Annotated in this window: 29 protein-coding genes; 17 read left to right on the top strand and 12 right to left on the bottom strand. The window is 40.7% G+C overall.

Annotated features, from left to right (window positions below):
- Positions 1-133 precede the first annotated feature (133 nt).
- The 5 genes from NST59_RS04970 (at position 134) to NST59_RS04990 (ending at position 6,024) form a co-directional block, all read left to right on the top strand.
- A complete protein-coding gene (locus tag NST59_RS04970) occupies positions 134-1,267 on the top strand; it encodes a DUF445 domain-containing protein (RefSeq protein WP_039177542.1) in 1,134 nt (377 codons plus the stop codon).
- A gap of 121 nt (positions 1,268-1,388) precedes the next feature.
- On the top strand, positions 1,389-1,745 hold the full coding sequence (locus tag NST59_RS04975) for a YlbF family regulator (RefSeq protein WP_024425750.1): 357 nt from the start codon (positions 1,389-1,391) through the stop codon (positions 1,743-1,745).
- Between the two features lie 449 nt (positions 1,746-2,194).
- The gene (locus tag NST59_RS04980) at positions 2,195-3,061 is read left to right on the top strand and encodes a Cof-type HAD-IIB family hydrolase (protein ID WP_144490873.1); all 867 of its coding nucleotides are present in this window, start codon (positions 2,195-2,197) and stop codon (positions 3,059-3,061) included.
- Positions 3,062-3,174: 113 nt separating this feature from the next.
- Positions 3,175-4,674: a coproporphyrinogen III oxidase gene (locus tag NST59_RS04985; RefSeq protein ID WP_039177547.1), complete on the top strand. Its 1,500-nt coding sequence runs from the start codon at positions 3,175-3,177 to the stop codon at positions 4,672-4,674.
- Between the two features lie 75 nt (positions 4,675-4,749).
- Positions 4,750-6,024: a lysine N(6)-hydroxylase/L-ornithine N(5)-oxygenase family protein gene (locus tag NST59_RS04990; protein WP_144464947.1), complete on the top strand. Its 1,275-nt coding sequence runs from the start codon at positions 4,750-4,752 to the stop codon at positions 6,022-6,024.
- Between the two features lie 37 nt (positions 6,025-6,061).
- Here NST59_RS04990 and NST59_RS04995 read toward each other — a convergent pair whose 3' ends face one another.
- The 3 genes from NST59_RS04995 to NST59_RS05005 form a co-directional block, all read right to left on the bottom strand.
- Positions 6,062-7,285, bottom strand: coding sequence for a cation:proton antiporter (locus tag NST59_RS04995; protein WP_059375305.1), 1,224 nt, complete (start codon positions 7,283-7,285; stop codon positions 6,062-6,064).
- A gap of 3 nt (positions 7,286-7,288) precedes the next feature.
- Positions 7,289-7,786, bottom strand: a complete 498-nt coding sequence (locus NST59_RS05000; RefSeq protein WP_144516494.1) for a cation:proton antiporter regulatory subunit — start codon at positions 7,784-7,786, stop codon at positions 7,289-7,291.
- Positions 7,787-7,850: 64 nt separating this feature from the next.
- On the bottom strand, positions 7,851-8,177 hold the full coding sequence (locus tag NST59_RS05005; protein ID WP_231730827.1) for a potassium:proton antiporter: 327 nt from the start codon (positions 8,175-8,177) through the stop codon (positions 7,851-7,853).
- 184 nt (positions 8,178-8,361) lie between these two features.
- Here NST59_RS05005 and NST59_RS05010 point away from each other — a divergent pair, with 184 nt between their 5' ends.
- A complete protein-coding gene (locus tag NST59_RS05010; protein WP_186321651.1) occupies positions 8,362-9,132 on the top strand; it encodes an enoyl-CoA hydratase in 771 nt (256 codons plus the stop codon).
- A 224-nt stretch (positions 9,133-9,356) separates the two neighbouring features.
- Here NST59_RS05010 and NST59_RS05015 read toward each other — a convergent pair whose 3' ends face one another.
- Positions 9,357-9,545 (bottom strand): YhzD family protein, encoded by a 189-nt coding sequence (locus NST59_RS05015; protein WP_047202901.1) that lies wholly within the window; start codon positions 9,543-9,545, stop codon positions 9,357-9,359.
- 171 nt (positions 9,546-9,716) lie between these two features.
- Here NST59_RS05015 and NST59_RS05020 point away from each other — a divergent pair, with 171 nt between their 5' ends.
- The 4 genes from NST59_RS05020 (at position 9,717) to NST59_RS05035 (ending at position 15,091) form a co-directional block, all read left to right on the top strand.
- Positions 9,717-10,931: a metallophosphoesterase family protein gene (locus NST59_RS05020; protein WP_341040334.1), complete on the top strand. Its 1,215-nt coding sequence runs from the start codon at positions 9,717-9,719 to the stop codon at positions 10,929-10,931.
- Between the two features lie 16 nt (positions 10,932-10,947).
- On the top strand, positions 10,948-13,734 hold the full coding sequence (locus tag NST59_RS05025) for an ATP-binding protein (protein ID WP_341040336.1): 2,787 nt from the start codon (positions 10,948-10,950) through the stop codon (positions 13,732-13,734).
- A 62-nt stretch (positions 13,735-13,796) separates the two neighbouring features.
- A complete protein-coding gene (yhaM, locus tag NST59_RS05030) occupies positions 13,797-14,744 on the top strand; it encodes a 3'-5' exoribonuclease YhaM (protein WP_024425447.1) in 948 nt (315 codons plus the stop codon).
- 116 nt (positions 14,745-14,860) lie between these two features.
- A complete protein-coding gene (locus NST59_RS05035; protein WP_041089925.1) occupies positions 14,861-15,091 on the top strand; it encodes a sporulation YhaL family protein in 231 nt (76 codons plus the stop codon).
- A 53-nt stretch (positions 15,092-15,144) separates the two neighbouring features.
- Here NST59_RS05035 and NST59_RS05040 read toward each other — a convergent pair whose 3' ends face one another.
- A complete protein-coding gene (locus tag NST59_RS05040) occupies positions 15,145-16,023 on the bottom strand; it encodes a peptidylprolyl isomerase (RefSeq protein ID WP_039177572.1) in 879 nt (292 codons plus the stop codon).
- Positions 16,024-16,184: 161 nt separating this feature from the next.
- Here NST59_RS05040 and NST59_RS05045 point away from each other — a divergent pair, with 161 nt between their 5' ends.
- Positions 16,185-16,271: a YjcZ family sporulation protein gene (locus NST59_RS05045; RefSeq protein WP_008361129.1), complete on the top strand. Its 87-nt coding sequence runs from the start codon at positions 16,185-16,187 to the stop codon at positions 16,269-16,271.
- Positions 16,272-16,415: 144 nt separating this feature from the next.
- Entirely contained in the window at positions 16,416-16,505 is a 90-nt protein-coding gene (locus NST59_RS05050) for a YjcZ family sporulation protein (RefSeq protein WP_017360317.1), read from the top strand.
- A gap of 51 nt (positions 16,506-16,556) precedes the next feature.
- Here the strand turns inward: NST59_RS05050 and NST59_RS05055 are convergent, their stop codons facing one another.
- The gene (locus tag NST59_RS05055) at positions 16,557-16,742 is read right to left on the bottom strand and encodes a hypothetical protein (protein WP_072368131.1); all 186 of its coding nucleotides are present in this window, start codon (positions 16,740-16,742) and stop codon (positions 16,557-16,559) included.
- 82 nt (positions 16,743-16,824) lie between these two features.
- Entirely contained in the window at positions 16,825-17,346 is a 522-nt protein-coding gene (locus NST59_RS05060) for a DUF3267 domain-containing protein (protein WP_039177576.1), read from the bottom strand.
- Between the two features lie 232 nt (positions 17,347-17,578).
- On the opposite strand from NST59_RS05060, the gene NST59_RS05065 reads away from it, so the two are divergent.
- Entirely contained in the window at positions 17,579-17,923 is a 345-nt protein-coding gene (locus tag NST59_RS05065; protein ID WP_058838794.1) for a YhaI family protein, read from the top strand.
- On the opposite strand, the gene NST59_RS05070 is transcribed toward NST59_RS05065, so the two are convergent.
- Together NST59_RS05070 and NST59_RS05075 are read right to left on the bottom strand one after the other, a co-directional pair.
- Positions 17,901-18,521: an HTH-type transcriptional regulator Hpr gene (locus tag NST59_RS05070; RefSeq protein ID WP_126682054.1), complete on the bottom strand. Its 621-nt coding sequence runs from the start codon at positions 18,519-18,521 to the stop codon at positions 17,901-17,903. The genes NST59_RS05065 and NST59_RS05070 overlap by 23 nt on opposite strands.
- Before the next feature lie 187 nt (positions 18,522-18,708).
- Positions 18,709-19,065, bottom strand: a complete 357-nt coding sequence (locus NST59_RS05075; protein ID WP_024425453.1) for a YtxH domain-containing protein — start codon at positions 19,063-19,065, stop codon at positions 18,709-18,711.
- Positions 19,066-19,193: 128 nt separating this feature from the next.
- On the opposite strand from NST59_RS05075, the gene NST59_RS05080 reads away from it, so the two are divergent.
- On the top strand, positions 19,194-19,385 hold the full coding sequence (locus NST59_RS05080; protein WP_024425454.1) for a hypothetical protein: 192 nt from the start codon (positions 19,194-19,196) through the stop codon (positions 19,383-19,385).
- Positions 19,386-19,433: 48 nt separating this feature from the next.
- On the opposite strand, the gene NST59_RS05085 is transcribed toward NST59_RS05080, so the two are convergent.
- From NST59_RS05085 to NST59_RS05095, 3 genes are all read right to left on the bottom strand, one after another.
- Complete coding sequence (locus tag NST59_RS05085) at positions 19,434-19,952, bottom strand: tryptophan transporter (protein WP_039177586.1); 519 nt, start codon at positions 19,950-19,952, stop codon at positions 19,434-19,436.
- 127 nt (positions 19,953-20,079) lie between these two features.
- Positions 20,080-21,159 (bottom strand): 3-phosphoserine/phosphohydroxythreonine transaminase, encoded by a 1,080-nt coding sequence (gene serC, locus NST59_RS05090; protein WP_058838797.1) that lies wholly within the window; start codon positions 21,157-21,159, stop codon positions 20,080-20,082.
- Between the two features lie 358 nt (positions 21,160-21,517).
- Complete coding sequence (locus NST59_RS05095) at positions 21,518-21,946, bottom strand: HIT family protein (protein ID WP_024425457.1); 429 nt, start codon at positions 21,944-21,946, stop codon at positions 21,518-21,520.
- A 487-nt stretch (positions 21,947-22,433) separates the two neighbouring features.
- Between NST59_RS05095 and NST59_RS05100 the strand changes: the two genes are divergently transcribed.
- The 3 genes from NST59_RS05100 to NST59_RS05110 are packed head-to-tail and all read left to right on the top strand — an operon-like array spanning position 22,434 to position 25,139.
- A complete protein-coding gene (locus NST59_RS05100) occupies positions 22,434-23,174 on the top strand; it encodes an ABC transporter ATP-binding protein (RefSeq protein ID WP_047202605.1) in 741 nt (246 codons plus the stop codon).
- Entirely contained in the window at positions 23,167-24,387 is a 1,221-nt protein-coding gene (locus NST59_RS05105; protein WP_106025317.1) for an ABC transporter permease, read from the top strand. The genes NST59_RS05100 and NST59_RS05105 overlap by 8 nt, the downstream gene beginning before the upstream one ends.
- A gap of 44 nt (positions 24,388-24,431) precedes the next feature.
- Positions 24,432-25,139, top strand: a complete 708-nt coding sequence (locus NST59_RS05110) for an EcsC family protein (protein WP_341040345.1) — start codon at positions 24,432-24,434, stop codon at positions 25,137-25,139.
- The last annotated feature ends 8 nt before the right edge of the window (positions 25,140-25,147 follow it).

Below are 25,147 nucleotides of genomic sequence, written 5' to 3' on the forward strand. Positions count from 1 at the left end.
TTATCATTACGACAGATCGCTTGATCATATGTCTCGCTGCATACTTCATTTGCTTGGAAACTTGACAACAACTATAATACGTATAGATCAAAACAATAAACATCGGGTGTTGTTTGAAAGGTAGATGACGACTTTGAATATATTCACAACGTTTATCTTTATGATTGTTATCGGCGCAGTCATAGGAGCAGCGACAAACCATCTTGCAATTAAAATGCTTTTTCGGCCTTATAAGCCATATTACTTATTCGGAAAACAGCTTCCATTTACACCAGGGCTTATCCCTAAAAGAAGAGACGAAGTAGCCAAGCAGGTTGGTGTCATGGTTATGGAGCATTTGCTCACGCCAGAAGGTATTCAAAAGCGATTTGAATCATCCGAGGCAAAGCAAGAGATCCTGCGTACAGTCCATCGATATATTGACAAAGGCGCAAATATGGAGATAACCGTATTCTCCCTGCTAGAAAGATTCGGCGTTACAGAGGCTGATGTCAAAGCAGATAAATGGCTCCATCAGTGGTCTGATCAGAAGCTCAAGTCACTGCTTGAAACTTATAACCAGCAAACTTTATCTGAATTGCTCCCTGTAGAAGTGGAAAACAAAATATCATCGAAAATTCCAAATGCAGCAGATTATATTTTAAAGAGAGGCATTCATTATTTTGAAAGTGATGAAGGCAAAGCAAGGCTAGGCAATATGATTGATGATTTCTTAAAAGAACGGGGAATGCTTGGCAGTATGGTCCAAATGTTTCTAGGGAATTCAAGCTTAATTGATCGTGTACATCCCGAAATCATCAAGTTTTTAAGAAACGCAGAAACAAAAAGATTTTTATCCGATTTGCTTGTTCAAGAATGGGACAAGGTGAAGCAATTTTCTCTTCATGAGCTTGATGAAAAATGGAATGTGAAGGAACTTATTTTTAGTGTGAAAAATCAATTGCTTTCTCATTTCTCTACAAAGCTGATATTAGACAAACCTGTTGGGATATACGTCAGTGCTGTCGCGGATGATCTTAAAACACACTTTGCGCCAGTGTTGATTGATAAGGGGATCGGAGCGGCTTCAAATGCTTTAGAGGGTCTGCTTGCTAAGCTGCAATTTGAAGATATCATTCGTGAACAAATTGAACTTTTCCCGCTTGAAAAAATGGAAGAGCTAGTAGTCAGCATCTCCAATAAGGAGCTGAAAATGATTACATTTCTAGGCGGTCTTTTAGGCGGGATGATTGGTGCTATCCAGGCTGTTTTTGTGGCTCTATTCTAAGACAAGCTAAAGAAATTTTAATGAATTCATTGTATATATGTGAAACGAAAGCCATAGTTTGTTATAGTGGAGTGGTGTCCGCCGATCATATCGGTGATAACGGATAGAAAGGAGACATAACATGTCTGTAAATCTTTACGATGTTGCATATGACCTTGAAAAAGCATTGCGTCATAGCGAAGAATATTCAACTTTAAGAAATCTTTATGATGAGGTAAACGCGGATGAGTCCTCTAAAAGAATGTTTGAGAACTTCCGTGACATTCAAGTAAACCTTCAACAAAAACAAATGACTGGTCAAGAGATCACACAAGAAGAAGTGGAGCAAGCTCAAAAAACAGTTGCGCTTGTTCAGCAGCACGACAAAATCTCTCAGTTGATGGAAGCGGAACAACGTGTGAGTGTTCTTATCGGTGAATTAAATAAAATTATCATGAAGCCACTTGAAGAGCTTTATGGGAATCCAGAAGAAAACTAATGGAAAGGGCGATGTCATTCGCCCTTTTTTGTTTTATCTTTTCTCCTCAATATCTTTTAAAAAAAGGTTGTCGAAGCACATAAATTCTGCGATAATACTTATATTGAAAGTGCTTTCAAAAAGGCGCTCTCAAGGGACAATTGGGTGCGTTTCACTTGGGATTTAAGGCAGTGAGCCAAACGAGAGAGAAGCGCTTCTGGGAGAAACGCAAAGCATAAGGGGATCTGATATAAGCAATGCTTTGGTGTGTGAAAGATAAGGGGATCATGGGGAGCTTCATCACTCCATTGTAACGCATCCAAACCATACATAAAAAAAAAGCCTAGGGGTAGGCTTTTTTTATTTATCAATCATTCATAACCTGTGGCTCTTTCAACTGCATGTTCTAAAGCGCCAAGCTAGGGCATATCCTCATCGTAAGTACAGTCATCAAGAAGGGGGATGCCTCAGTGTCAAAAAAACTACTTGCACTCAATATAGATGGGACGTTACTTCGTTCCAATGGTAAAATCCATTCCGCTACAAAAGAAGCTGTGGAATATGTAAAGAAAAAAGGGGTTTACGTGACGATTGTCACCAACCGGCATTTTCGTTCCGCTCAAAAAATTGCCAAGGCGTTGAAGATTCCAACATCAACCCTTGTGACGCATAGTGGTGCATTTATCGCGGATAAACTCGATGAGCCGCTTCATGTGAAAAAATTAACGGAAGAAAAGACATTTAATCTTGTGCAAATCCTTGAAAGCTTCGATTGTAATGTCCGCTTGCTGCATGAAAAATTCTCGATCGGCAACCGGAAAAAAACGCAGTCTCAGCTGATGGGAAAGACGCTCATTCATCCGTCTGATCCAATTTTCTATCCCGTTCAGTTTGTTGAATCGTTAAGTGATATGCTGATGGATGAACCGGTCAGTACACCAGTGATTGAAGTATATTCGACAGCGGAGCTTCAGCCTGAGATTCACAGGACCATTCAACAAGCATTCCCATCTGTTGATCTTATTAGGATCAGTGATGAGAAAATGAATATTGTCTGCAAAGGGGTTTCGAAAGAAGCGGGACTTTCTCTCTTAACCTCTGCACTCGGTTTTACTTTAGAAGATACGGTCGTTATTGGACATGGAACAGATGATATTCCAATGCTTGAATTGGCTGGTTTAGGCGTTGCTATGGGAAATTCTCCCAATGATGTCAAGCGCAAAGCCGATTGGGTGACCCGCTCGCACGATGAACAGGGTGTGGCATATATGATCAAGGAATACTTTAGAATGCAGCAAAGAGAAGGATTTTTACATCAATTTGATATTAAAAGATAATACAGTGAAGGCCCTGTCAATCAAGAAATGACAGGGCCTTCGTCTGTTCCCTTCATTGCTTTTCCTACATGAATTTTGTAAAATGAAACAAGTTTGAAGATAAAGGTGATATGATGCGAATTTTAATTAAAGGGCTGTCAGATGAACGATTTCATCGCCCGCTTGTCAATATAGCCAATTTATTTGAAGAAGATAGTGAAGTGATATTTGAACCAAGTGAATTTAATGATGGTTTGGTCATTGAATTTAGTTGGAAGGAAGAAAATGGCATGGTGGAAGCGTCTGGCTATATCGATGGATCAGATATCACCAGTCGTTTTTCACGGGATCTCCCAAAGAACTTAAACGATAAGGAGCGCTGGAAGCAAATCAAAAACACAGTGCTGTCTGTTTATTTACACTTGCTTCAGGAGCACACAGGAATGACACAAAAGTGGGGGATTCTCACAGGAATACGTCCTACGAAATTGCTTCATAAGATGCTGAGAGAAGGCATGTCAAAGGAAGATGCACATGCGACATTAAAGCGTGATTACTTGATTCATGATGAAAAAATCAATTTGATGCAGGAGATTGTCGACCGTCAGCTTAAAGCCATCCCAGATCTGTATGACCTTCAGCAGGAAGTGAGTATTTATATCGGCATTCCTTTCTGCCCCACAAAATGTGCTTATTGTACGTTCCCTGCTTACGCCATTAAAGGACAAGCTGGTAGAGTGGGAACGTTTTTGTTTGGTCTGCATTATGAAATGCAAAAAATGGGCGAATGGCTAAAAGAACATGGGATCAAAGTGACGACCGTTTACTTTGGCGGAGGCACGCCAACGAGCATCACAGCGGAAGAAATGGATTTGCTGTATGAAGAAATGTATCGCTCGTTCCCTGATGTGAAGCATATACGGGAAGTAACTGTCGAAGCAGGGCGTCCTGATACGATTTCTCCTGATAAGCTAGAGGTGCTAAACCGCTACAATATTGACCGAATTAGCATTAACCCGCAATCGTATGAGAATGAAACACTAAAAGCTATTGGCCGGCATCATAGTGTGGAAGAAACGATTGAAAAGTATCACTTATCAAGACAGTACGGCATGAATAATATCAATATGGACTTAATCATTGGATTGCCGGGAGAAGGGCTCAAAGAATTCCAGCACTCCTTGCAGCAGACTGAGGAACTCAAGCCTGAATCTTTAACTGTGCATACACTTTCCTTTAAAAGAGCATCTGAAATGACGCGCAATAAGGAGAAATACCAAGTAGCAGACCGAGAAGAAATCACACGTATGATGGATGAAGCGGTCACTTGGACGAAAGCGCATCATTATTACCCATATTATTTATATAGACAAAAAAATATTTTGGGAAATCTCGAAAATGTCGGGTATTCATTAGATGGACAGGAAAGCTTGTATAATATCATTATCATGGAAGAAGTACAGACAATCATTGGCATTGGGTGCGGTGCAGCAAGTAAATTCATTGATCCACGGTCAGGGAAAATTACACAGTATGCCAATCCAAAAGATCCAAAATCGTATAATGACCGCTATGAACACTATACAGAAGAGAAAATTCAATTCCTTGAATCATTATTTGTTTCTCACGTTTAAACACTGCGATGACGCAGTGTTTTTTTCATTTGTAAAAGGGTATATAAGTGATAAAAAGTTAAAGCAGGTGTACATATGATAGATGTGATCGGAATTGGGGTTGGGCCTGCCAATTTAGGATTGGCCGCTTTGTTAGAGGAGTATGAGGATGTCTCATGCTGTTTTTTTGAACAGGAGTCTGAGTTTGCTTGGCATCCCGGTATGCTGATCAAAGGAACGGATTTACAAGTTTCCTTTTTAGCAGACCTTGTCACAATGGCGAATCCAAGGAGCAGGTATACCTTTTTAAATTATTTACATGAATCAAATAGACTTCACCGCTTCTATACATTTGAACAGTTTGATATCCCGCGGAGAGAATTCAATGAGTATTTATCATGGGTTGCAGGAGAGTTAGATAGCTGTCAGTTTGGGATGAAGGTAGAAGAAGTGACGGACTGCCAAGAAGGCTACCTTGTGAAAGTCAGACGATTGAAAGATGGTTCACTATCTGAGTATCGTGCAAAGCATGTCGTGCTTGGAACAGGAAGTAAACCGATGATTCCGGTCGATGTGCCTGAAGCAGCATACCCATATGTGACCCATAGCAGCCGTTATTTAGAACAGCAGAAATCACTTCACGAAGCTGAGTCGGTGGCGGTGATCGGTTCAGGGCAGAGTGCAGCCGAAATTTTCTTAGACCTGCTTCAGCATCAAAAGAAAGGCCAGCAGCTTTCGTGGTTTACGCGTTCTAGTGAATTTAGAGAACTGGAGACGGCTGAGCTTGGCCAAGAGCTTTTTACACCAAAGTATGTCGAGTATTTTCATTCGCTTCCTTATGAAGAACGTATGAACACATTGCCTAGGCTGACAGGATTAAGAAATGGCATAGATGCATCGACGCTTTCGCGCATTTATCAGGAATTGTATCATCGCTCTGTTTCAGGTGAAGAGCCATCTGTGATCATTCAGCCAATGACTGAGCTTGAAGCGATTCAAATAGGAGAGCAGCAGCCCTTAGAGCTGCACCTCAGACAGTGGCAGCTGAAGAAAGAAAAAAGCATAACAGCAGAACATGCCGTATTAGCTACAGGGTACACACCGAATATCCCTAAATGGTTTGACGCATATGAACCTCTGATTGAATGGGAAAGTGATGCGCATTTTAAAGTGACAGACGACTTCAGGCTTGTGTTCAAAGACAAGCGCTCAAATCATTTCTTTACATTCACGAATCTTGATCATTCTCATGGAACAGCGGCGACCAATTTAAAACTATCGATTTACCGCAACCAGAAAGTGATTCAAACCATTCGTGGGGGCGAGGAAGCGCCAGTCAAGCAAAAAACTGCATTTCAGCAATTTGAATAAGACATAAAAAAGGGCCCAAGCATAGGGCCCTTTTTTATTAGATCGTCGTTTCTTTTTTTACTTTTGGTTTTTCAGGTTTCCATTTGAAGATTTTGTTAAGGATTTGATAGATTTTCTTAGATTCTTTCGTTACGAGCGGTCCTAAAATCGCAAGAATTAAGACATACAATGCAGCAAAGGGCTTCAAAGTAGCGGCAAGTCCGCCCGCAATGCCAAGCTCGGCAACAATGATTGAAAACTCTCCTCTCGATACGATGGTTAATCCAATATTAGAAGAGGCTTTATGAGTAAATCCAGCTCTCCGTCCAGCAAACATTCCGGCAGTGAAGTTCCCAATTAAGGTAAGCATCACAGCGCCGATCGCAAGCCAGAAGGCATCACCCAATGTAAATGGATCAATACTGAGACCAAAGCTGAAAAAGAACATTGCTCCAAAGAAATCTCTAAACGGAACCACGAGGTGCTCGATGCGGTCAGAGTGCTCTGTTTCTGAGAAAACAAGACCAAGTAAGAGAGCCCCAATAGCCTCTGCTACATGAATCGTTTCTGAGAAACCAGCGACAAAGAACAAAGCCGCAAATATCACAATGATGAACACTTCGTTCGAACGGATATCAAACAACTTGTTTAATAGTTTTGGCAGCTTTCGCGCAATGATAAAGAAAAGCATCATATAACCAAAAGCGATTAAAATAGATAATAAGGCACCGCCAACAGTAGTGGCATCTCCTAGGACAAGACCTGATACGACGGATAAATAAACGGCAAGGAAAATATCCTCAAACATAATAATCCCTAGAATTAACTCTGTTTCAGGATTTGCCGTCCGTTTCAAATCGACAAGGACTTTGGCCACAATGGCGCTGGATGAAATGGTAATCACTCCTGCCATAATGAGAACCTCAAGGAATCCAAACCCTGTGATAAAACCGTAGAGCAGTCCTAAGCTGAAGTTGATCAAAATATAAATAGATCCGCCGACTGCAATGGATTTACCAGATTTAATGAGTTTTCCGACAGAGAACTCAAGTCCAAGATAGAAAAGCAGGAACAGGACGCCCATTCTGCCAAAAAACGAAATAATCTCGGTGCTTTCGATAAATTTTAAATCAATGATCCCGATAGTTGGAGCATGCGGCCCAACAATCATTCCGAGGACAATGAGAAAAGGGATGATAGAAAATTTAATTTTATTGGCGATTAAGCTGGCGATGGCGATAAGAATAAGCGCCGTCCCAACTTCAAAGACTAAATGATCCATTCATCACTCTCCCCCTCTAGAAAGAAAATCACGTACCAATCGCTTCAAGTGTTTTCTTTCGCCCGAAATGACCATCGTATCATTTGCTTGAATAATCGAATCGGCACCAGGGTTGAGTAATTTTTCATTTGTATCTTTAATGATCGCAATCACGGTGACTTCATAATTTTGTCTCACATCTAAATCACCGAGTGTATGTCCTACCGCTTTTGCACCTTTTTCGACCTTAAACCATTCAATGATCAAGTCATTGAAGGCCATTTCAATGGTTTCTAGTGTCTGCGGTTTATACACCATACCGCCGATAATAGCAGCGATTTGCCGGGATTCAGCATCATCGAGTGAAATGGTAGACAGCACTTCATCTGGATCATCATCGTCAAAACGATAAATTTCCCGTCTGCCATCATCATGAATCACAATCGTCATCTTTTCTCTATTTCTCGTTTCAATTTCAAATTTCTTTCCGATCCCAGGAAGATCATTTTCTTTAATGTTCATTTTATCCCTCCAAATTTGATAGGCTGTGTTTTTCGTATAGTAAATATGGATGAAATAAAATGAATCAGTATAGGTAATTAGATTGATACATAACGGGGATCGCACACTTCATTTCCAAAAAACATAAATCAATGGATAATGCAGCTGATGGGGCAGGCTTTGGCAGAAAAGTCTTGGCATCCGCCATTGATAATCTGTCCTTCAGCAGAATGGATGAAGCATGTTTTTTTGAAAATGAAGGTGTCTTCACAGCATTGATTTCTTCATCATAGATGGATGGAGAAATCAGGCTAGGTGTGCTCGCTTCTGCTTGTGACGCAAAAACGACATTTGAAAAAGGAGAAAACATGACGATGAAGCTAACCAATATCATGATGGAACATCTGATCAATCATCCTCCTCCTTTCAAATTTATTTTCTTTCTTATTTTACTATATAAAAATATATTTCTTGTTTCAATGATTATGCTTATTTTAGTATCAATTGATCTTGAAATTTTTTATTTAGAGAAAAAGGTTTTACTTGATGGAAATGGAAGTAAGTTATGAGCTTTTAAACAAAAAGGGGGATGGATGATGACATATATCAATTGTCAGTTAGACGGGGATGTTTTTGAAATCGTTTTCAATAGGCCTGAAGCTTATAATTCGTTTCATGTGGACATGTTTGCTGAATTCAAAGAAGCATGTGATGCAGCGGAGGAAAGCAGTGCTAAAGTCGTTGTCATCAAGGGAGAGGGAAAAGGATTTTCAGCAGGCGGAGATATTGGGATGATGCTTAAGCAGGAAAGTGAAGAAGATTTCCATCGTGTGATGGATTTGATCGAGGGAATTACACTTTCACTAGCTAGTATGAAAAAAGTGACGATTGCGCTTATCCACGGGTCAGCAGCAGGCCTCGCTTTTAGCTTTGCCCTAAGCTGTGACTACTTGTTTATGCATCACGATGCAAAACTTGCCATGAATTTTAATGGGGTAGGATTAATTCCAGATGGCGGGGGGCATTTTTTCCTCACAAAAAGAGTCAGTGAGCAAACCGCCAAACAATTGATTTGGAGCGGACAAAAGCTGCCGGCTGAAGAAGCGTTAAAGCTGAACCTTGCAGACGGGCTGTTCCAAGAAGAGGTCGATGCGTACCAAAAAGTGTGTGTGAAACCGTTTATGAACATGCCGCTTCAAGCCTTTATCGAAACAAAGATGATCTATTTCCAGCAGTCAGAATCAAAGCTCTTAGCAGTTCTTCAAAAAGAGAGAGCAGCACAGGCAAGACTGAGAAAAAGTCATGATCACAAGGAAGGTATACAGGCCTTTTTAGAAAAAAGACGACCTGTCTTTCAAAAAGCATAGATGAACATAAGGCCGGCGAAAGCCGGCTCAGCGTGTAGACAAACCCTCGCATTCGGTGTCAGGTCTGCGCTCCGGTGCTCACGAATGTCAAATTCGCTCCGCTCCGGTACTCGTCCTTCCTAGGGCTGCAAAGGTTTTCTATCACGCTGAAAAGAAGACAAAGGGCTAAAATCAAGATCATTTTAGCCCTTTGTCAACAATCTGGGCCGGCGAAAGCCGGCTTTTTAACGTTCAAATAAAAGCAGCTTGCCTGCTTGATTAACGAGTCGATGGGAATGTTTTGTGTATTGCTGTTCCATTAAGCGATGACGTCCTAATTCCTTTGCCTTCTCGTCACTATCCGCTGTGATTTTTTCATTTAATAAAGTCTCACCCGACCGGTCAAATACGGTTAAAAAGTATGTCTTCTCCATCCCTCATCTTCCTTTCCTCTGTTTTTAATGTAATTAAACATGGAATAAGACAAAACCTCTTTTTTAGCCCTTAAAAATGTGTTTTGTAGAATGAGAGTGATAGAACGTGCATTCGTAAAAATGGCATGATAAAATATGGACAATGACAGTATCGGACAAGGAGATAGACGTTTGACTAAGCTCACCTTTATTCATGCCGCAGATTTACATTTAGACAGTCCATTTGCAGGAATGTCGACTATACCTAATTCTATATTTAAGCGGCTCAAAGAAAGTACATTTCAAAGTGCTAAGAACATGTTTGATCTTGCCGTTGCGCGAGAAGTAGACTTTGTGCTGCTGAGCGGAGATTTATTTGATGAATCCAATCGCAGCCTGAAAGCACAGCTCTTTTTAAGAAACCAGTTTGTAAGACTGCAAACACATGGGATTGAAGTTTTTATTATTTATGGGAATCATGATCATTTAGGCGGTGAATGGACACCGATTGAGTGGCCCGAGAATGTACATGTCTTTTCGAGCAGTACACCAAGTGAGCACTCCTATTATCGAGAGGATCAGCTAGTCGCAAGCATATATGGGTTTAGCTACAAAGAGCGGGCTGTCTATGAAAATATGACATCTCATTATGTCAAAACGACAGATGCTGCCTATCACATTGGGATGCTTCACGGCACATTAGCCGGGCAAGAAGGTCATGATGCCTACGCCACATTTCAGCTTCAGCAGCTCCTTTCACAAGATTTTGATTATTGGGCGCTCGGACATATACATAAAAGAGCCCTTCTGCATGAAGATCCATATATTATTTATCCTGGTAATGTGCAGGGCAGACATATAAAAGAAACGGGAGAAAAAGGCTGTTACTTGATTCACCTCTCTGAAGATTCTCACACAGCGGATTTTATCAGCTGTGCAGATATCATCTTTGAGACACTGGCAATAGACATCACAGAAACGGCTCATATGACGGATCTTGTCACACTTGTGGAAGGCAAAATCAATGAGCTGAAAGAGGAAGGCATTCCTCATTTTGTGAGAATTGAATTGATAGGTGATGCGCCTTCTTACTTTGAGCATACACAGCTTGAGGTCCTCGAAGAGCTGATGACTGTTTTTCATGAGCAGGAGGAAGATGAAGACGTGTTCGTTTGGGTGATGTCAATTGACTGCCGAACAAATGAGGATGTGATCTATCCAGAGGATTCTTTTTTGAAGGAACTCACTACAGAAATTGCACAGTTTGAGTCATATGAAGAGCTGCTTACACCTATCAAGCGTCACCCAACCTACAGAAAGTCAGGAAAAGCGCTCACAAAAGAGGATGAAGTGGATATAAAAGAAGAAGCACAAAGGCTGCTGACGGAACAGCTGAAGCAATTATGAGAAAAGGAGAGGTATGATGAAAATACGTTCACTCCATATAGCGAATTTTGGGAAATTTTCAAATCGAACCTTTCACTTTTCTGATGACGGTTTTCAGCTAGTTTACGGCCTGAATGAATCGGGGAAAACGACATTGAAGGCGTTTATTGAGTCGATGTTATTTGGTTTTTCAAAAAACAAGATGTACAAGTCGAAACAAGGTTCTTTCTATGGCGGCTCCCTCACTTGCTTAGATGAGGAGTTAGGTGTCATTCACATTGAGAGATCGTCCGATCGAGGCGGTCAAGCACAGGTGTTTTTACCGAATGGTGAAGTGAAAGACGAAGCATTTCTGCGGACTCTTTTAAAGGGAACGGATCGCAGATTATTCCAATCAATCTACTCATTTGATGTGTTTGGACTGCAAAATGTCCAAGCCTTAAACGAAGATCAAATCGGTGAATTTCTTCTTTTCTCAAGTTTATTTGGCTCAGATGCGGCCTCCAAGATGGAGAGCAGGCTGCTTAAGCAGCAGGAGCAGCTGTTTAAACCAAATGGACGCAAGCCAGAATTAAACCAGCAGCTTGATCGTTTAAAAGAGCTGACTGGCCAGCTGAAACAAGCTAGATTGGCAGAAGGCCGTTATACAGAAAAGAAACGGGAGCATTCTGAATTCATAGAGACGATCGCAGCGCTTCAAAAGGAAATGAAGCAGACAGAAGAACAGATACAGCAGCTAACTGAACACATTCAACTTTATCCCATGATAGAGAAGAAGCTGGAGTTAAAAAAAGAATTAGCCCGTTATCCAGAACGAGTCAAACGCTTTAGATCAGAAACAGAGCATGAATTGGATAAGTTAGAATCACACCTTCACCCGAAAAAGGCTCAAATGACTGCACTAAAGCAAAAATTAGATCATTTGCAAACCACGTTGGCACAAGTTCAACCGCTTCATGACAAGGATACGTTACTGGAGATGAAGCGTGTCGTTGATGAATCTCCTCATGCTGAACGTGTCAAAAATCGCTTAGCTGAATGTAAAGCAGAACGTGATTCATTGAAACAAAAAATGGACGAAGCCGCAGTGAAGCTGAAGTGGCAGCGTTCAGTCAAGCTCGACCAGATCGACGACTCCCTTGAATTTGAGTGGGAATTAAAGGAGGCTGTCAGCCAATATGTTCGTTTAATGGACAGAAAGGCACAGCTGGATGACAGGTTTGATCATGCAAGACATGAGCTGGAAGAAGCGGAAACCGCTTTAAAAGGATTAAAGGAACAGCAGGCCAAATCGCACAGTACAGTGGAAACTGGGGAAACAAGAACAAAAGAGAAACAGGCTCATTCCCGGGCGTGGTTATTCCCTGTGATGGTGATGTTTGATGCTGCATTTCTGCTTGTCCTTTTCTTTTTAACAGAGTGGTGGGTTACTTTCTTATTTGCAGGTTTTTCTGTTTTTGTCTTCTTTGCTATTTACCCATTTTTGAAATCGGCACAGGTGAAACAGGGAAGCGGCGTGGGAACATTCGATTCCTTCCAAGTGCAGGCAGCTTCAGCTGAAACGCTTGTGAGGCAGAAGGAGCTTTTGTACGAAAGGATTATCCGGCAATATGAAGACTGGGAGAAGGAGCTGGAACCTGTCCAGCAGCAAGTAGAGGAAAAGAAAAGACAGCTGGGCTTGTCCTCAGAGCTTTCTTTCCTTGTAGAAGCCTTCCTTATTCTGAAGCAATTAAAAACGGATACAGCGGAATATGAGGAGCTTAGCCGGGAAATAGACGAGCTTTTAGGCCAGCAATCCAATTATGAGCATAGAGTGGAAGCGTTAAGCAGTCTTCTTCAACGAAAGGAAGGCACCATTCAAGAGAATATCTTGGCCTTTCAAGAGATATTGAAAGATGAGGCGAAAAGAGAAAAAGAACGTCAGACATTGGATGTATCGATTCAACATGTGAAACAGCAGATCACGACGCTAGAAGGGGAAATTGACTATTACGAAAAACAAATGGACGCGCTTTTTCGTCAAGTAGAAGCAGAGTCCAAAAAAGATTACCAAATCCTTTCTCATTTATCGAAAGAATATCGGGAACGGCTTTCCCATTTGCAGCAGCTGAATCAAGAGCTGCATAGAAGCGGCTGCTTTGATGAGGAAGAATCGATTGTTCGCAAAGGATTGCGTCTTCTTGAAGAAGAGTGTGCAGAAGCGAAGCAGCACCTGAATAACGTACAATCGAATGCGGCAAATATGGAAAAACGCCTGGCAGAACGAGCAGTGGAAATCCGGCAAATAGAAGCTTCTGGTACGGTGTCTGATTTGACTCATCAGCTTGCAGCTGAGCAGGAGCATGCAAAGCACCTTGCGAAAAAATGGGCGGCAATTCAGCTTGTCCGCTCCGTCATTCGAGAAAAATTGAATGAGCATAAAGAAACAAGGCTGCCAGCATTGCTGCAAACAGCTTCAAGCTTTATTCAGCCGTTAACGAATGATCGATATGAAGCCATTTTATTTTCACCCGAGGATGACCGGCTGATCGTGAAAAGGCTGGATGGACGAATATTCCGCCCAGAAGAGCTCTCACAGGCAACATGTGAACAAGTCTATCTTGCGATTCGTTTTGCACTCGCCTTGTCGCATCAGCAGGAATGTCAGCTTCCGTTTATGATGGATGACAGCTTCGTTCATTTTGATCATGTTCGTCTAGGAAGAGTGCTGGAGTTGATGAATGAACTCACGCGTTTTGAAACACAGCTGTTTTATTTTACCTGTCATCAGCATATGGCGCAGGCAGCAGAAGATGGACAGATTACGAGTTTAGCAGTTGAATGATTGACAAATAATGACTTATGTTATACTTATATGAGCAGAAACATGGAAGGAGCTTTTATTGAATGGCTAAAGGGATCATGACCTATGATGTCGGCGAACAAGTTGACCTGCATTTATTAATTAAATCATCTACTAAAGGGATTGCAAGTAATGGCAAACCATTTTTAACGCTCATTCTTCAAGATCAAAGTGGAGATATTGAGGCGAAACTATGGGATGCAAAGCAGAATGATGAAATCACCTATGGCCCGCAAACCATCGTGAAGGTAGTAGGCGACATTCATCATTATCGCGGGAGGAATCAGCTGAAGCTTAGGAATATACGCCCTGTTGCTGAAAACGAGCAAATTCGAATTGATGATTTTCTCGAAACAGCTCCTATTCCAAAACACGATATGATGGATACGATTATGCAATATATCTTTGATATGAAAAACCCTAATATTCAGCGTGTTACAAGGCATTTGCTGAAGAAATATGGACAGGAATTTGCTGATTATCCAGCAGCGACAAAAAATCATCACGAATTTGTCTCTGGACTCGCCTACCACGTCGTGTCCATGCTGCATTTAGCAAAATCCATTGTTGACCTATATCCATCACTAGATCGAGATCTTTTATATTCAGGCATCATTCTTCATGACTTAGGGAAAGTAAAAGAGCTTTCAGGTCCAGTCTCTACCACATATACAGTGGAAGGGAATTTAATTGGCCACATTTCCATCATGGTGACAGAAATTGCGAAAGCGGCGGAAGAGCTTAGCATTGATTCAGAAGAAATTCTCATTTTACAGCACTTAGTCCTAAGTCATCATGGAAAAGGAGAGTGGGGCAGCCCGAAACCACCAATGGTGAAAGAGGCTGAAATTCTCCACTATATTGATAATTTAGATGCGAAAATGAACATGATGGATCGTGCGCTTGAGCATGTGAAACCAGGAGAATATACAGAACGTATTTTTGCACTTGAGAATCGTTCGTTTTATAAACCAACCTTCCATCACGAATAATCATGTCAAAACGTCCGTTTATGCGGGCGTTTTTTTCATAACTTGTCTTCTTTTCGCATAAGCATGTAACACAAAGGAAGAGAGGAATGTCCTTAAGAAAAGGAGGCGATGAAAAAATGTTGTTTTTTCCGTGGTGGGTGTATGCCTGTATCATCGGCATTATTTTCTGTGCGTATAAATTAATGACAACAGCCAAAGAGGAGCAAGAAATTGATCAATCCTTTATTGAAAAGGAAGGAGAAATTTTTATCGAGCGAATGGAACAGGAAAGAGAGCGCAGACGTCAGGATCAGCAGGTGAAAAGATCACAGGATACTGCGGCACATGAAGATCATTCGATTGCTTAATCTAGTCATACAAAAACCCCTCTGCACGATGATGGCAGAGGGGTTTTTTGTGATTACTGTTGAGTCTGCTGATTTTGTGCAGGCTGTTCAGATTTTTCTTTGAACGTTTTTTCAAGCTCTTTATCTTTTACTTTCACATCAGCATCTTTTACTAATTTGTTTAAGATGTTTTGGATTTCATTTGTGTCTGCTTGTTTTTGGTCAAGCAGTTCTTTTTTCAAGTCCGCTTTCATGTCATCATATTTACCACGTTCTTCGGTCTTTTTAATGATATGGTAGCCGAATTGGGATTTTACTGGCTTACTGATTTCATTTACTTTTAGTTTGAAAGCAGCCTTACTGAAGTTCTCGTCCATTTGGCCTTCTTTTGCGAACCAGCCTACATCGCCGCCTTGTGCAGCTGAAGCAGTATCAGTTGAATATTCAGAGACAAGGGCATCCCATTTTTCACCTTTATCTAATTTCTTTTCCACTTCGTCAGCTGTTTTCTTATCAGCTACTAAAATATGGCTTGCGCGGATTTTCCCTTTAAGGTCATCGTAATACGCTTTGACTTCTTTATCAGTGATTTTGATGTTAGCTTTGGCAGCCTTTTGAGTCAGCAGCTCATATTTCACTTGATCTTTGATGTAATCTTTACCGAATTCATCTTGAAGCTGTTTTAAACGATCTTCACCAAGTGTCTTTTTATATTCTTCCAATTTCTTATCGATTTCTTTATCGGATACTTTGTATTTGTCAGCAAGAACCTTTTGTTGAACAAGTAGGTTTAGAGCATCTCCACCTGCTTGTTTCTTAAGAGTTGTATAAAGTTCTCCTTTTGTGACATCTCCTGATTTTGTTGTTGCGATTACATCTTTATCACCGCTACTGCATGCGCCAAGAGTTAAAACACTTACTGCTGTTACAGCTGCTAAAGCCATTTTTTTCATTCAAAAAACACTCCTAATCTTTCCAATTTATTTATCATTGCTTGTATCATAACATATTGTGACATGCTGTAAAAAGAAATGCAAATGGAAGGGCATTCGTCTAGTCAAAAAATTGCGCGCGACATACACATATAGTGATCACAAAAAGGAGGCTGAATTATATGGGAGCAGGATATTCTAATGGGTTTGCTTTATTGGTCGTGCTATTCATTTTGCTGATCATCGTTGGTGCAGCATATCTTTATTAATTAAATCGCTGTGACAGAAGGGAGCCGTCCTGCCATGCGTGAGGGCGGTTCTTTTTTCAAACGATGACAGGTGCCTAAACGCTTTTTATTTTTCTGCATACACTGAGCTTAGAACAGAGGAAGAACTGGCAGGAGGTGTTTTACATGGGAGGAGAAGTCTTTGCTGGCGGTTTTGCACTAGTCGTCGTATTATTCATCTTATTGATCATCATCGGTGCATCTTGGATTTGCTAATTAAAATATACACAAAAAGCTGCCCTCAAACTGGCAGCTTTTGCTTTGATCTTAAATGGAAATGGTAATTTCAACAAATGATGAGATAAGTAAGATCAGTATTGATACATTGATAAAGCGAAACACCTTATCTTGCCGTTCTTCAGGAATCTCTCTGACAAGGCATAATGTATTAGTAAGCCTGTTTATTGAATACACAATAAACGCGGCAAAGACGATGAAGTAAAATAAAACTATCGGAGATCCCCCCTCTCTATGCTATTCCCATACTACATTACCAAATTTTTTATGAAAAAGATAGAAGTTGGCTTTAAAAACCTCATGATGAGGAAGTTTGGTCAACTAAAATATCAAACTCGTCTTGAGCTTGATCGATGATGCAGGATTTAGGTGCTTTGAGTAGCTTCCATGCAAATAAAAAGTCAGGCAAACAATAGCCTGCATGTATACTTGCGATGATGATAAAATAGTGTGCATACATGGGAAACGCCACGCCTAATACAAAGTAAACCGGTGAGATGACACAAAACGGGCTGAGAAGTGAAAAAAGCATCACTTTTTTAGGCACGCGCTGCCAGCAATTTCGTTTCATAAATAGCGTCATTTTTTTCTTGTTTTTCATCACTGGGATCAAGTGAACCACACGGTGGACAAGCAATGTCACAAGTAAGAGCACGGCAAAAAGCGGTGCATTATGGCTGCTTAGCCTCGTTTCAGGATGAGTCAGTTGAAAACATAAAAATGCCATAATGAAAAAAAGGATAGCAAGACTTATGGCAGAAATCATCATTCTCGTATAACCATAATCCTTTTCAAGATTAATGGTCTTCCAACAATTCATTTTTCATCCTTCCAATCTAAAAATCGAATTGAATATCTCAAGATAATTTACTCTTCCTGAGGATAAAAATCAATGGTTTTGATGAAAAAAAATAAAATGCTGCCTTCAAATGGAATAAAGAGAGGAAACTTTGGATTTTTCAAGAAAAAAGAACAGAAGGGGGAGGTTCGTCTCTTTCGTCAATGAGTAATTTCGGCTAAAATAGAAGGACTAAGAGAAAGAGGGAACGTACATGAGTATTGAGGAACGAATGAGCCAGCTTGAATATTATATGGAACTTTTATTGACGGCAACCGATATGAGCCGTTATCCATATTATGCGTTATTGATCAGGCAGCGTGTATCGAAAGAAGAGGCAGAGGAAATTGAGCGTATTTGTGCTGAGCTTTCAGAGGAAATGGATAAGCAAAAAGCACAAGGCTACGTCATGTTTGACGATCTCCTTGCGCTCTTTGCGGGACAGTTAATTGAAAAGCTGGATGTTCATGAGACGATATTTGCTTTGCATGATCAAGGGCTCTTTCAGCCGCTAATGAATGAATTTATAAAGATCATTAAACAATTTGATTTGTGTTAGCCGCTTTTTCTGCTGCCTCAGCTGAGTTTTCAAGTTCCTCAGTCTTTTTCGTGACTTTTCCTCGCTCATTCAAAAAGTCCTTCTCAATGTTTGAAAACGATTTCTCAAAAATCTCCATGAAATCCTCACCATAAATGTTTCGGATGATACACATCATTTCTAAAATCTCAGGGAACTTTCCGTAAATGTCATGAAGCGGCTGTGCGCCTTTGACAATACCAGTTCGGGCCGGGTCATAATCTTCGAGTAGTTTATGGAATGTCTCTTCGCCTTTTGGCGTTAGTTCAATATACGTATTGCGTTTATCGTTTAACTTTTTAGAAAATTTTAAAAATCCTCGTTCCTCCAGTTTCTTGGAGAAGTTAAACGCCGTTGATACATGCATGACGCCAAACTTTGCAATTTCTGATATTGAAGCTCCTTTTAATTGATACGCAATCCACAAAATATGATGTTCATTGATATTTAGGTTATACGGTTTGATCCACTGCTGCCAGTCCTTTTCAATGGATTTCCAAAGAGCTTTGCTCAATTGGGCCATTCTTTGACTGAATAAAAGTGCTTCTTTTACATCGAAAGGCTGTTCCGAATGATTCATCCATTTCACCTACTTCTCTTTTTCTTGTAATTCTATTATGCCAATAAAATAAAGATTAATAAAGCTGAAAATTCAAGAATTTTTAAAAGTCATGAAAAACATTGACAAAATAACCTTTTTTCAACAAAAAAAGTGCGGGATACGCACCCCGCACACTTTTGTAAACGAATATTTTTTTGTGAGTATATTAGTTTTGTAAGGTTTTCTCCAGTTGTTTGAGCTTTTCCTCAATTTCCTGAATTTCCTTTTGTAAGTCCTGCTGATGAGGTTTGATTTCTTCGCGCCATTGCTGAATCGATGTTTGCAATTCAGATCCGACTTCTTTAATCACCTCTGCGCTTTCTTTTGCTGTTTCCACAATTTGCTCTTTTAAAGCTTGTCCATCTCTTTTTAATTTTGTCAGCGTATCTTCGAATTTGTCATAGCCGTCTTTCACTTTTCCGCGCACATCTCTGCCAGAAGAGGGAGTCGTCAGGAGCACTGCCGCACCTCCGAGGAGACCGCCTACAAATAATCCTGTTAATAAAGAACGTCCACTAGCCATTCAAATCACCTCTAGTCAAATTTTACACATTCGCATGTTCTCTCTGAGCTGACGATCAGCTTCATTGAACTTCCATACATAGCTTGCTTTATTTTAGCATACTTTTGAAGAAAAGGGAGGGGAGAAGGTTGTCTGTCTTTCTGTTCGTTTTTATGTGTATCGTCATCGTTTTTACAGGTGGTTCTATTCATTATGCAAGACAGCTTGGGTATGCAGGGTCTTATCCGCCAAAACATGTCTTAAAGCAAAAAGCACTTGTGTGTGCGGCAGGTGCAGGGATTTCGCTCCTCATTTTGCTGCTGACCCTTTTTCTTTTATAAAAGCATGAAAAAACCTCTTCATCTATCATGAAGAGGTTCGGTTATTCGTTAAGCAACTTCTATCATTCTTGCACGTCTCAGAATTGACTGAGCAATTGGGAAGACAAATACCATAGCGATGGTATTAATCACGGCTGCTGGCAGGACGACGCCCACAAGAAGTGCCGGTAATGCAGCTGGCAGTCCAGTGATCAGTAAAGCGGCAGATAAGAAAATCACGCCGGATACGATGGTTCCAATCGCAGTTAACACAGCGGTCAGCACGACTTTGTTCTTTATCTTCGAGCAAGATAAGAAAAGGGCTAGGAAGATAAAGGCTGTCACTGGTTTATCAATCATATTCGGAATTTGTCCGCCTGGGAATCCCGTTGTTAATGCAGAAATGACACCAGTCACTAGCGCAATCACGACGACATGCTGAACCTTTGGGAAAAGGATGATGCTTAAAAACATCATGACCAGCATCATATCAGGTTTCATTCCGAAAAAGATGGGCGGGAAAATCGTATGCAAAACAGCTCCCATTGCTGCAAGCAATGACATAATCACTAATTCTTTTGTTTTCATTTCTATGCTCTCCTCTGCTAAGCTCTTATAGGACTCTCCAATAATATGGCTCATCATTTATTGCAAGAGTCATGACTTTATATTTCTCGTTATTATAACAAATTTATTTCCCTATAGAAAAGCCTTTTTACTCATTTTCTTGCTGGAACTTTTTCATAAAGTCCGCAAGCTTTTGGCAGTCTTCAATTGAGACCGCATTGTAAATAGATGCTCTGCATCCACCGACAGAACGGTGGCCGGCAAGTCCAACCATTTGCTCTTGCTTTGCTTTTTCCACAAAGGAAGAAGTAAGTGCATCATCACGAAGAGTAAAGGTGACATTCATATGCGAACGGCTGTCAGCACGCGCATGTCCTTGATAAAAACCGCCGCTTTGATCAATTGTATCGTAGAGAATGCCTGCTTTTTGTTCATTGCGTTTTTCCGCTGCTTCTACACCGCCAGCTTGTTTAACATGCTCAAGGACAAGCGACAGCATATAAATCGCAAAAGTCGGTGGTGTGTGATAAAGAGAGTTAGCTTTTGCGTGTGTCGAATATTTTAATATTTTTGGTGTGCTGCTTTTCTCTTTCTCTAATAAACGTTTGCGCGCAATCACAATCGTGATACCTGATGGACCTAGGTTTTTTTGTGCCCCGGCATAGATGAAATCAAATGAAGAAACGTCTATTTTTTTACTGAGAATATCACTGGACATATCCGCAATGAGCGGGAGTGACGTGTTCGGGAACGTTTTCCACTGAGTGCCGAAGATCGTATTGTTCGATGTGATGTGTAAGTAAGCACCATCTGTTAAACCGGAAGCATCTACTTCTGGAATATATGAGTAGTTGTCATCTTCACTTGAAGCAAAGACAGATGTCTGACCAAACCCTTTTGCTTCTGACAATGCTTTTTCTGACCATGCGCCTGTTTGAATGAAATGAGCTGTTTCGCCTTCATGTAAGAAGTTCATAGGAATCATCGCAAATTGAAGACTAGCTCCGCCTTGTAAAAAGAGGACTTCATAATCTTCTGGAATGTCCATCAGTTCCACCAAAAGCGCTTTTGCTTTATTGTGGACTTCTTCATATTCACCGCTGCGATGAGAAAGCTCCATCACAGACATCCCAGTTTGTTTAAAATCAACAAGTTCTTCCTGTGCTTTTTGAAGCACTTCTAGCGGCAGTGCCGCCGGACCAGCATTAAAATTTGTCGTTCGCTTCATCACAATCTCTCCCTATTTCTCGCGTTAATGGATCAAAAGATAAAACCATCCTATCACAAATTTGAAGCATTTGGACAAAAAATTTGAATCGTTCAAAATATCTTACTATTAAGAGATGAAAGCGATGAAAAGGGGCAAAAATAAGAAAAACCTCATCTGTTAAGATGAGATACAGATTGTTGACAAAGGGCTAAAATGATCTTGATTTTAGCCCTTTGTCTTCTTTTCAGCCTGATAGAAAACCTTTGAAGTCTAGGAAGGACGAGTACCGGAGCGGAGCGAATTTGACATTCGTGAGCACCGGCACGCAGACCTGACACCGAATGCGAGGGTTTGTCTACATGCTGAACCTCATCTGTTAAGATGAGGTAAGCCGCGTGTGGATGGCAGAAGAAATGTCTTTTAAATCCTCTGACGTGTATTGATCTTGATGTGATTTCCATACGGCACCAAAGCCATCACCTTTGCCGTAGCGCGGAATGATATGCATATGGTAATGGAACACCGATTGACCAGCTTTTTCACCGTTGTTGTTCAGGAGGTTTAACCCGATTGGTTCAAATTCCTGTTTGATCGCCCTTGCAATTTTCGGAATCGCTTGGAAGTAGTGGTTAGACACTTCTGGTGTCATCTCATAGATATTTTCTTTATGTATTTTCGGGATTACAAGGGTATGTCCTTTTGTTACTTGGCTGATATCAAGAAAAGCCAATACATGCTCGTCTTCATATACTTTTGCACATGGAATGTCTCCATCAATGATCTTGCAAAAAATGCAGTCGCTCACGCCATGTCACTCCTCATTATTTTTCCTTTATCGTATCACAAAAAGAAGCAAAAAAGAAAACAGGACAAGCGAACTCCTTTGGTCGCTCATCCTGCTCCTGCAGAAGAAATGCTGATGCTTTCATTCGATATGCCTTTTGAATTCTCTATTTACTGAAATAAAGAATTCATATGCCTGCTATTTCTGCCGTAAACACCTCATTTGACGTTTTGGTTTGTCGTATACATATTGTATAGGACACAAAAATCAAGAATCAGTGAAGCAAAACAGAAGCTAAGGTTTTTAGATGAAAAACCAACTTGTCATGCGGTTCTTTGCCTTTAACAAACACCTCATTTACTTATTGGTCATCAAGTTCATTTCTTCTACATACATTATGATGACCATAGCGCCTATTTTTTATTCATGACTCGTCTATAGGTAAACATTTCAAATTATCATTCGTTTTTGTTACTATAAAGGAAAAAAGAAAGAAAGGAACGAATTCATGTCCCTTCTCACTGTAAAAGATGTAACGGGTGGATATACGAAGAATCCCGTTCTAAAAAATATTTCATTTGAATTAGAAAGAAATCAAATCGTTGGTCTCATTGGTTTAAACGGGGCGGGAAAAAGTACAACCATCCGCCATATTATCGGGCTTATGAAACCGCATAAAGGTGTCATTGAATTGAATGGACGAACCCTTCAAGACGACCAAGAGGCGTATCGTTCACAATTTACATTTATTCCTGAGACACCTGTTTTATATGAAGAATTAACGTTAAAAGAGCATTTAGAGCTGACAGCGATGGCTTACGGTCTATCGAAGGAACAATTAGACGAACGGCTGCCGTCGTTGCTGAAAGAATTTCGGATGGAGAAACGGCTGAAATGGTTCCCTGCTCATTTTTCAAAAGGAATGAAGCAGAAGGTCATGATTATGTGTGCATTCCTTGTGGAACCAGAGCTGTATATCATCGATGAACCGTTTTTAGGGCTTGATCCTCTTGCGATCAATGCACTGCTTGAACGGATGAATGCTGCGAAGAAAAGCGGCGCTAGTGTCCTGATGTCAACGCATATTTTAGCGACAGCTGAGCGCTATTGTGATTCCTTTATTATTTTGCACGAAGGGGAAATCAGAGCGAAAGGAACACTGGCAGAGCTGAGAGAACAGTTCAATATGAGAGATGCGACACTCGATGATCTTTATTTGGAATTAACAAAGGAAGAAAACTATGAGTAAAACAACGCTTACTATTTGGAAATCAAGATTAGAGGAACACATACAAGAAACAAGAAAATACTTAAAATACATGTTCAACGATCATCTTGTCATTGTGCTCATTTTTTTCCTTGCAGGCGGAGCAAGCTGGTACAGCAGCTGGCTCAAACAGATTCCGGCTCACTTCCCATCCTACTGGGTGATGGCAGTTGTTTTCTCGTTAGTACTTACAAGCTCATACGTACGTACGTTAATTAAAGAAGCCGATCTCGTGTTTTTACTTCCTTTAGAAGGGAAGATGGAGCCTTACTTAAAACAAGCTTTTAACTTTAGCTTCATTTCTCAGCTATTTCCTCTCATTGCTGTATCCATTGTCGCACTTCCGCTTTATTCGGCAGTGTCTTCAGGAGGCATCACGGGGTATGTGCTGATACTGGCGCAAATGATTTTGATAAAGGGTTTGAATACAGCCATTCAATGGAGAATGACTTATTTTCAAGGAAAACATGTGAGATGGCTCGATGCAGCCCTTCGTTTTCTATTAAATATGATGTTGATCTACACCGTCTTACAGGCAGCCTATGTGATTGCAATCGTTTTTTATCTTATCTACGGTGTCTATCTCGTCTACTTAACAAATGCAGTGAAAAAACAGCCTTTTCAATGGGAACTGCATATTTCTGATGAATTAAAACGGAAGCAGCGCTTTTATCGTTTGGCAAACTTATTCACCGATGTGCCTCACTTAAAGAAACAGGTGAAAAGAAGAGCATACATGGACTGGATGTTGAAGTTTGTTCCTTACGATCAGCGTAAAACTTTTTCTTATATGTATGTGAGGGCGTTTGTACGCTCAAATGACTATTTTGGTCTGGTGTTTAGATTAACGGCCGTGTTTGTCCTGATTATTTTGTATACAGGTGCAGCAGACTGGGTGGGTGCGTTGCTTGTCTTGTTCACAGTATTTATCACAGGTGTACAGCTTGTGCCTTTAACGAAGCACTTTGCTCATCTTTCATTACAGGCACTTTATCCAGTTTCTCAAAAAGAAAAGGATCGAAGCTTTTTTGTTCTCGTCCGTAATGTGCTCATCATCCAATCGATATTGCTGAGCTGTGCAGTACTTCCAGCAGGAGGCTGGCAGGGAAGCGGACTTGCCTTTCTCATTTCTTTAGCATTTGTGCTTGTCCTCTTTAAGCCTTACGTACAGAGCAGGTTAAAAAAGATGAGATAAGTGGATTTACAACGCGCGTATGATGACATCTAGGAGGGGACCGGATGAATGCAGCTGAACGGGAGTTGTATGAAGAAGCCATTCTTTTTCAAACACGTTTTTTAAGAAAACCTTCAAAGATCGAACGGTTTTCAAAAGGAGTTCAGCAGCAGGTGAACCGCCGAATTCCTGCCAGGTTTCATCAAGTCATCACAAGTGCAGTCAAAACAATGGTTGAATCCACCGTATCAGGATCACACTTCACTTCATTTTCAGTGATTGATGAACAATTATCTCTTGTAGAACGAAATGAACTGGCAAAGGATAAAGTGAAGTATTACCAGAAGGCGGCTGCCGTCGAAGGGATTGGAACAGGTGCAGGCGGTTTATTCCTTGGAATGGCAGACTTTCCGCTGCTGCTGAGCATAAAGATGAAATGCCTTTATGAGCTGGCGTGTATTTACGGCTTTGATTTATCTCAAAAGGAAGAAAGACTCTTTTTGCTCTGTATATTTCAACTCGCTTTTTCCAGCAGTGCACATCGTCAAAAAATGATGAAGATCATAGATGATTGGGAAACGAGCCGAGAGGAAATGGATTGGTACAGCTTTCAGCAGGAGTATCGAGATTACATTGATCTTGCGAAGCTGTTTCAATTAATGCCGGTCGTCGGAGCCGCTGTTGGCGGCGTGGCAAATCATCAGCTGACAGGACAGCTCGGAGAGGTCGCACGCCATGTGTTTCATTTACGGATATTGAAAGATATGAAATAGAAAAGCCG

It is taken from the genome of Bacillus sp. FSL R5-0439, from assembly GCF_038008805.1.
GTDB classification, from domain to species: domain Bacteria; phylum Bacillota; class Bacilli; order Bacillales; family Bacillaceae; genus Bacillus; species Bacillus safensis.

What these genes read in the sequence shown, in the direction of transcription:
- NST59_RS05000 (WP_144516494.1), bottom strand. Translation starts at nt 7,786, where the DNA reads ATGAACATTAAAGAAAATGATCTTCCTGGGATCGGAAAGAAATTTGAA.
- NST59_RS05105 (WP_106025317.1), top strand. Translation starts at nt 23,167, where the DNA reads ATGAGTAAAACAACGCTTACTATTTGGAAATCAAGATTAGAGGAACAC.
- NST59_RS05015 (WP_047202901.1), bottom strand. Translation starts at nt 9,545, where the DNA reads ATGGAGAAGACATACTTTTTAACCGTATTTGACCGGTCGGGTGAGACT.
- NST59_RS05010 (WP_186321651.1), top strand. Translation starts at nt 8,362, where the DNA reads ATGACATATATCAATTGTCAGTTAGACGGGGATGTTTTTGAAATCGTT.
- NST59_RS05035 (WP_041089925.1), top strand. Translation starts at nt 14,861, where the DNA reads ATGTTGTTTTTTCCGTGGTGGGTGTATGCCTGTATCATCGGCATTATT.
- NST59_RS04995 (WP_059375305.1), bottom strand. Translation starts at nt 7,285, where the DNA reads ATGGATCATTTAGTCTTTGAAGTTGGGACGGCGCTTATTCTTATCGCC.
- NST59_RS05050 (WP_017360317.1), top strand. Translation starts at nt 16,416, where the DNA reads ATGGGAGGAGAAGTCTTTGCTGGCGGTTTTGCACTAGTCGTCGTATTA.
- NST59_RS04990 (WP_144464947.1), top strand. Translation starts at nt 4,750, where the DNA reads ATGATAGATGTGATCGGAATTGGGGTTGGGCCTGCCAATTTAGGATTG.
- NST59_RS05040 (WP_039177572.1), bottom strand. Translation starts at nt 16,023, where the DNA reads ATGAAAAAAATGGCTTTAGCAGCTGTAACAGCAGTAAGTGTTTTAACT.
- NST59_RS05025 (WP_341040336.1), top strand. Translation starts at nt 10,948, where the DNA reads ATGAAAATACGTTCACTCCATATAGCGAATTTTGGGAAATTTTCAAAT.
- NST59_RS04985 (WP_039177547.1), top strand. Translation starts at nt 3,175, where the DNA reads ATGCGAATTTTAATTAAAGGGCTGTCAGATGAACGATTTCATCGCCCG.
- NST59_RS05065 (WP_058838794.1), top strand. Translation starts at nt 17,579, where the DNA reads ATGAGTATTGAGGAACGAATGAGCCAGCTTGAATATTATATGGAACTT.
- serC (WP_058838797.1), bottom strand. Translation starts at nt 21,159, where the DNA reads ATGAAGCGAACGACAAATTTTAATGCTGGTCCGGCGGCACTGCCGCTA.
- NST59_RS05075 (WP_024425453.1), bottom strand. Translation starts at nt 19,065, where the DNA reads ATGGCTAGTGGACGTTCTTTATTAACAGGATTATTTGTAGGCGGTCTC.
- NST59_RS05100 (WP_047202605.1), top strand. Translation starts at nt 22,434, where the DNA reads ATGTCCCTTCTCACTGTAAAAGATGTAACGGGTGGATATACGAAGAAT.
- NST59_RS05070 (WP_126682054.1), bottom strand. Translation starts at nt 18,521, where the DNA reads ATGAATCATTCGGAACAGCCTTTCGATGTAAAAGAAGCACTTTTATTC.
- NST59_RS05085 (WP_039177586.1), bottom strand. Translation starts at nt 19,952, where the DNA reads ATGAAAACAAAAGAATTAGTGATTATGTCATTGCTTGCAGCAATGGGA.
- NST59_RS05110 (WP_341040345.1), top strand. Translation starts at nt 24,432, where the DNA reads ATGAATGCAGCTGAACGGGAGTTGTATGAAGAAGCCATTCTTTTTCAA.
- NST59_RS05060 (WP_039177576.1), bottom strand. Translation starts at nt 17,346, where the DNA reads ATGAATTGTTGGAAGACCATTAATCTTGAAAAGGATTATGGTTATACG.
- NST59_RS05045 (WP_008361129.1), top strand. Translation starts at nt 16,185, where the DNA reads ATGGGAGCAGGATATTCTAATGGGTTTGCTTTATTGGTCGTGCTATTC.
- NST59_RS04975 (WP_024425750.1), top strand. Translation starts at nt 1,389, where the DNA reads ATGTCTGTAAATCTTTACGATGTTGCATATGACCTTGAAAAAGCATTG.
- yhaM (WP_024425447.1), top strand. Translation starts at nt 13,797, where the DNA reads ATGGCTAAAGGGATCATGACCTATGATGTCGGCGAACAAGTTGACCTG.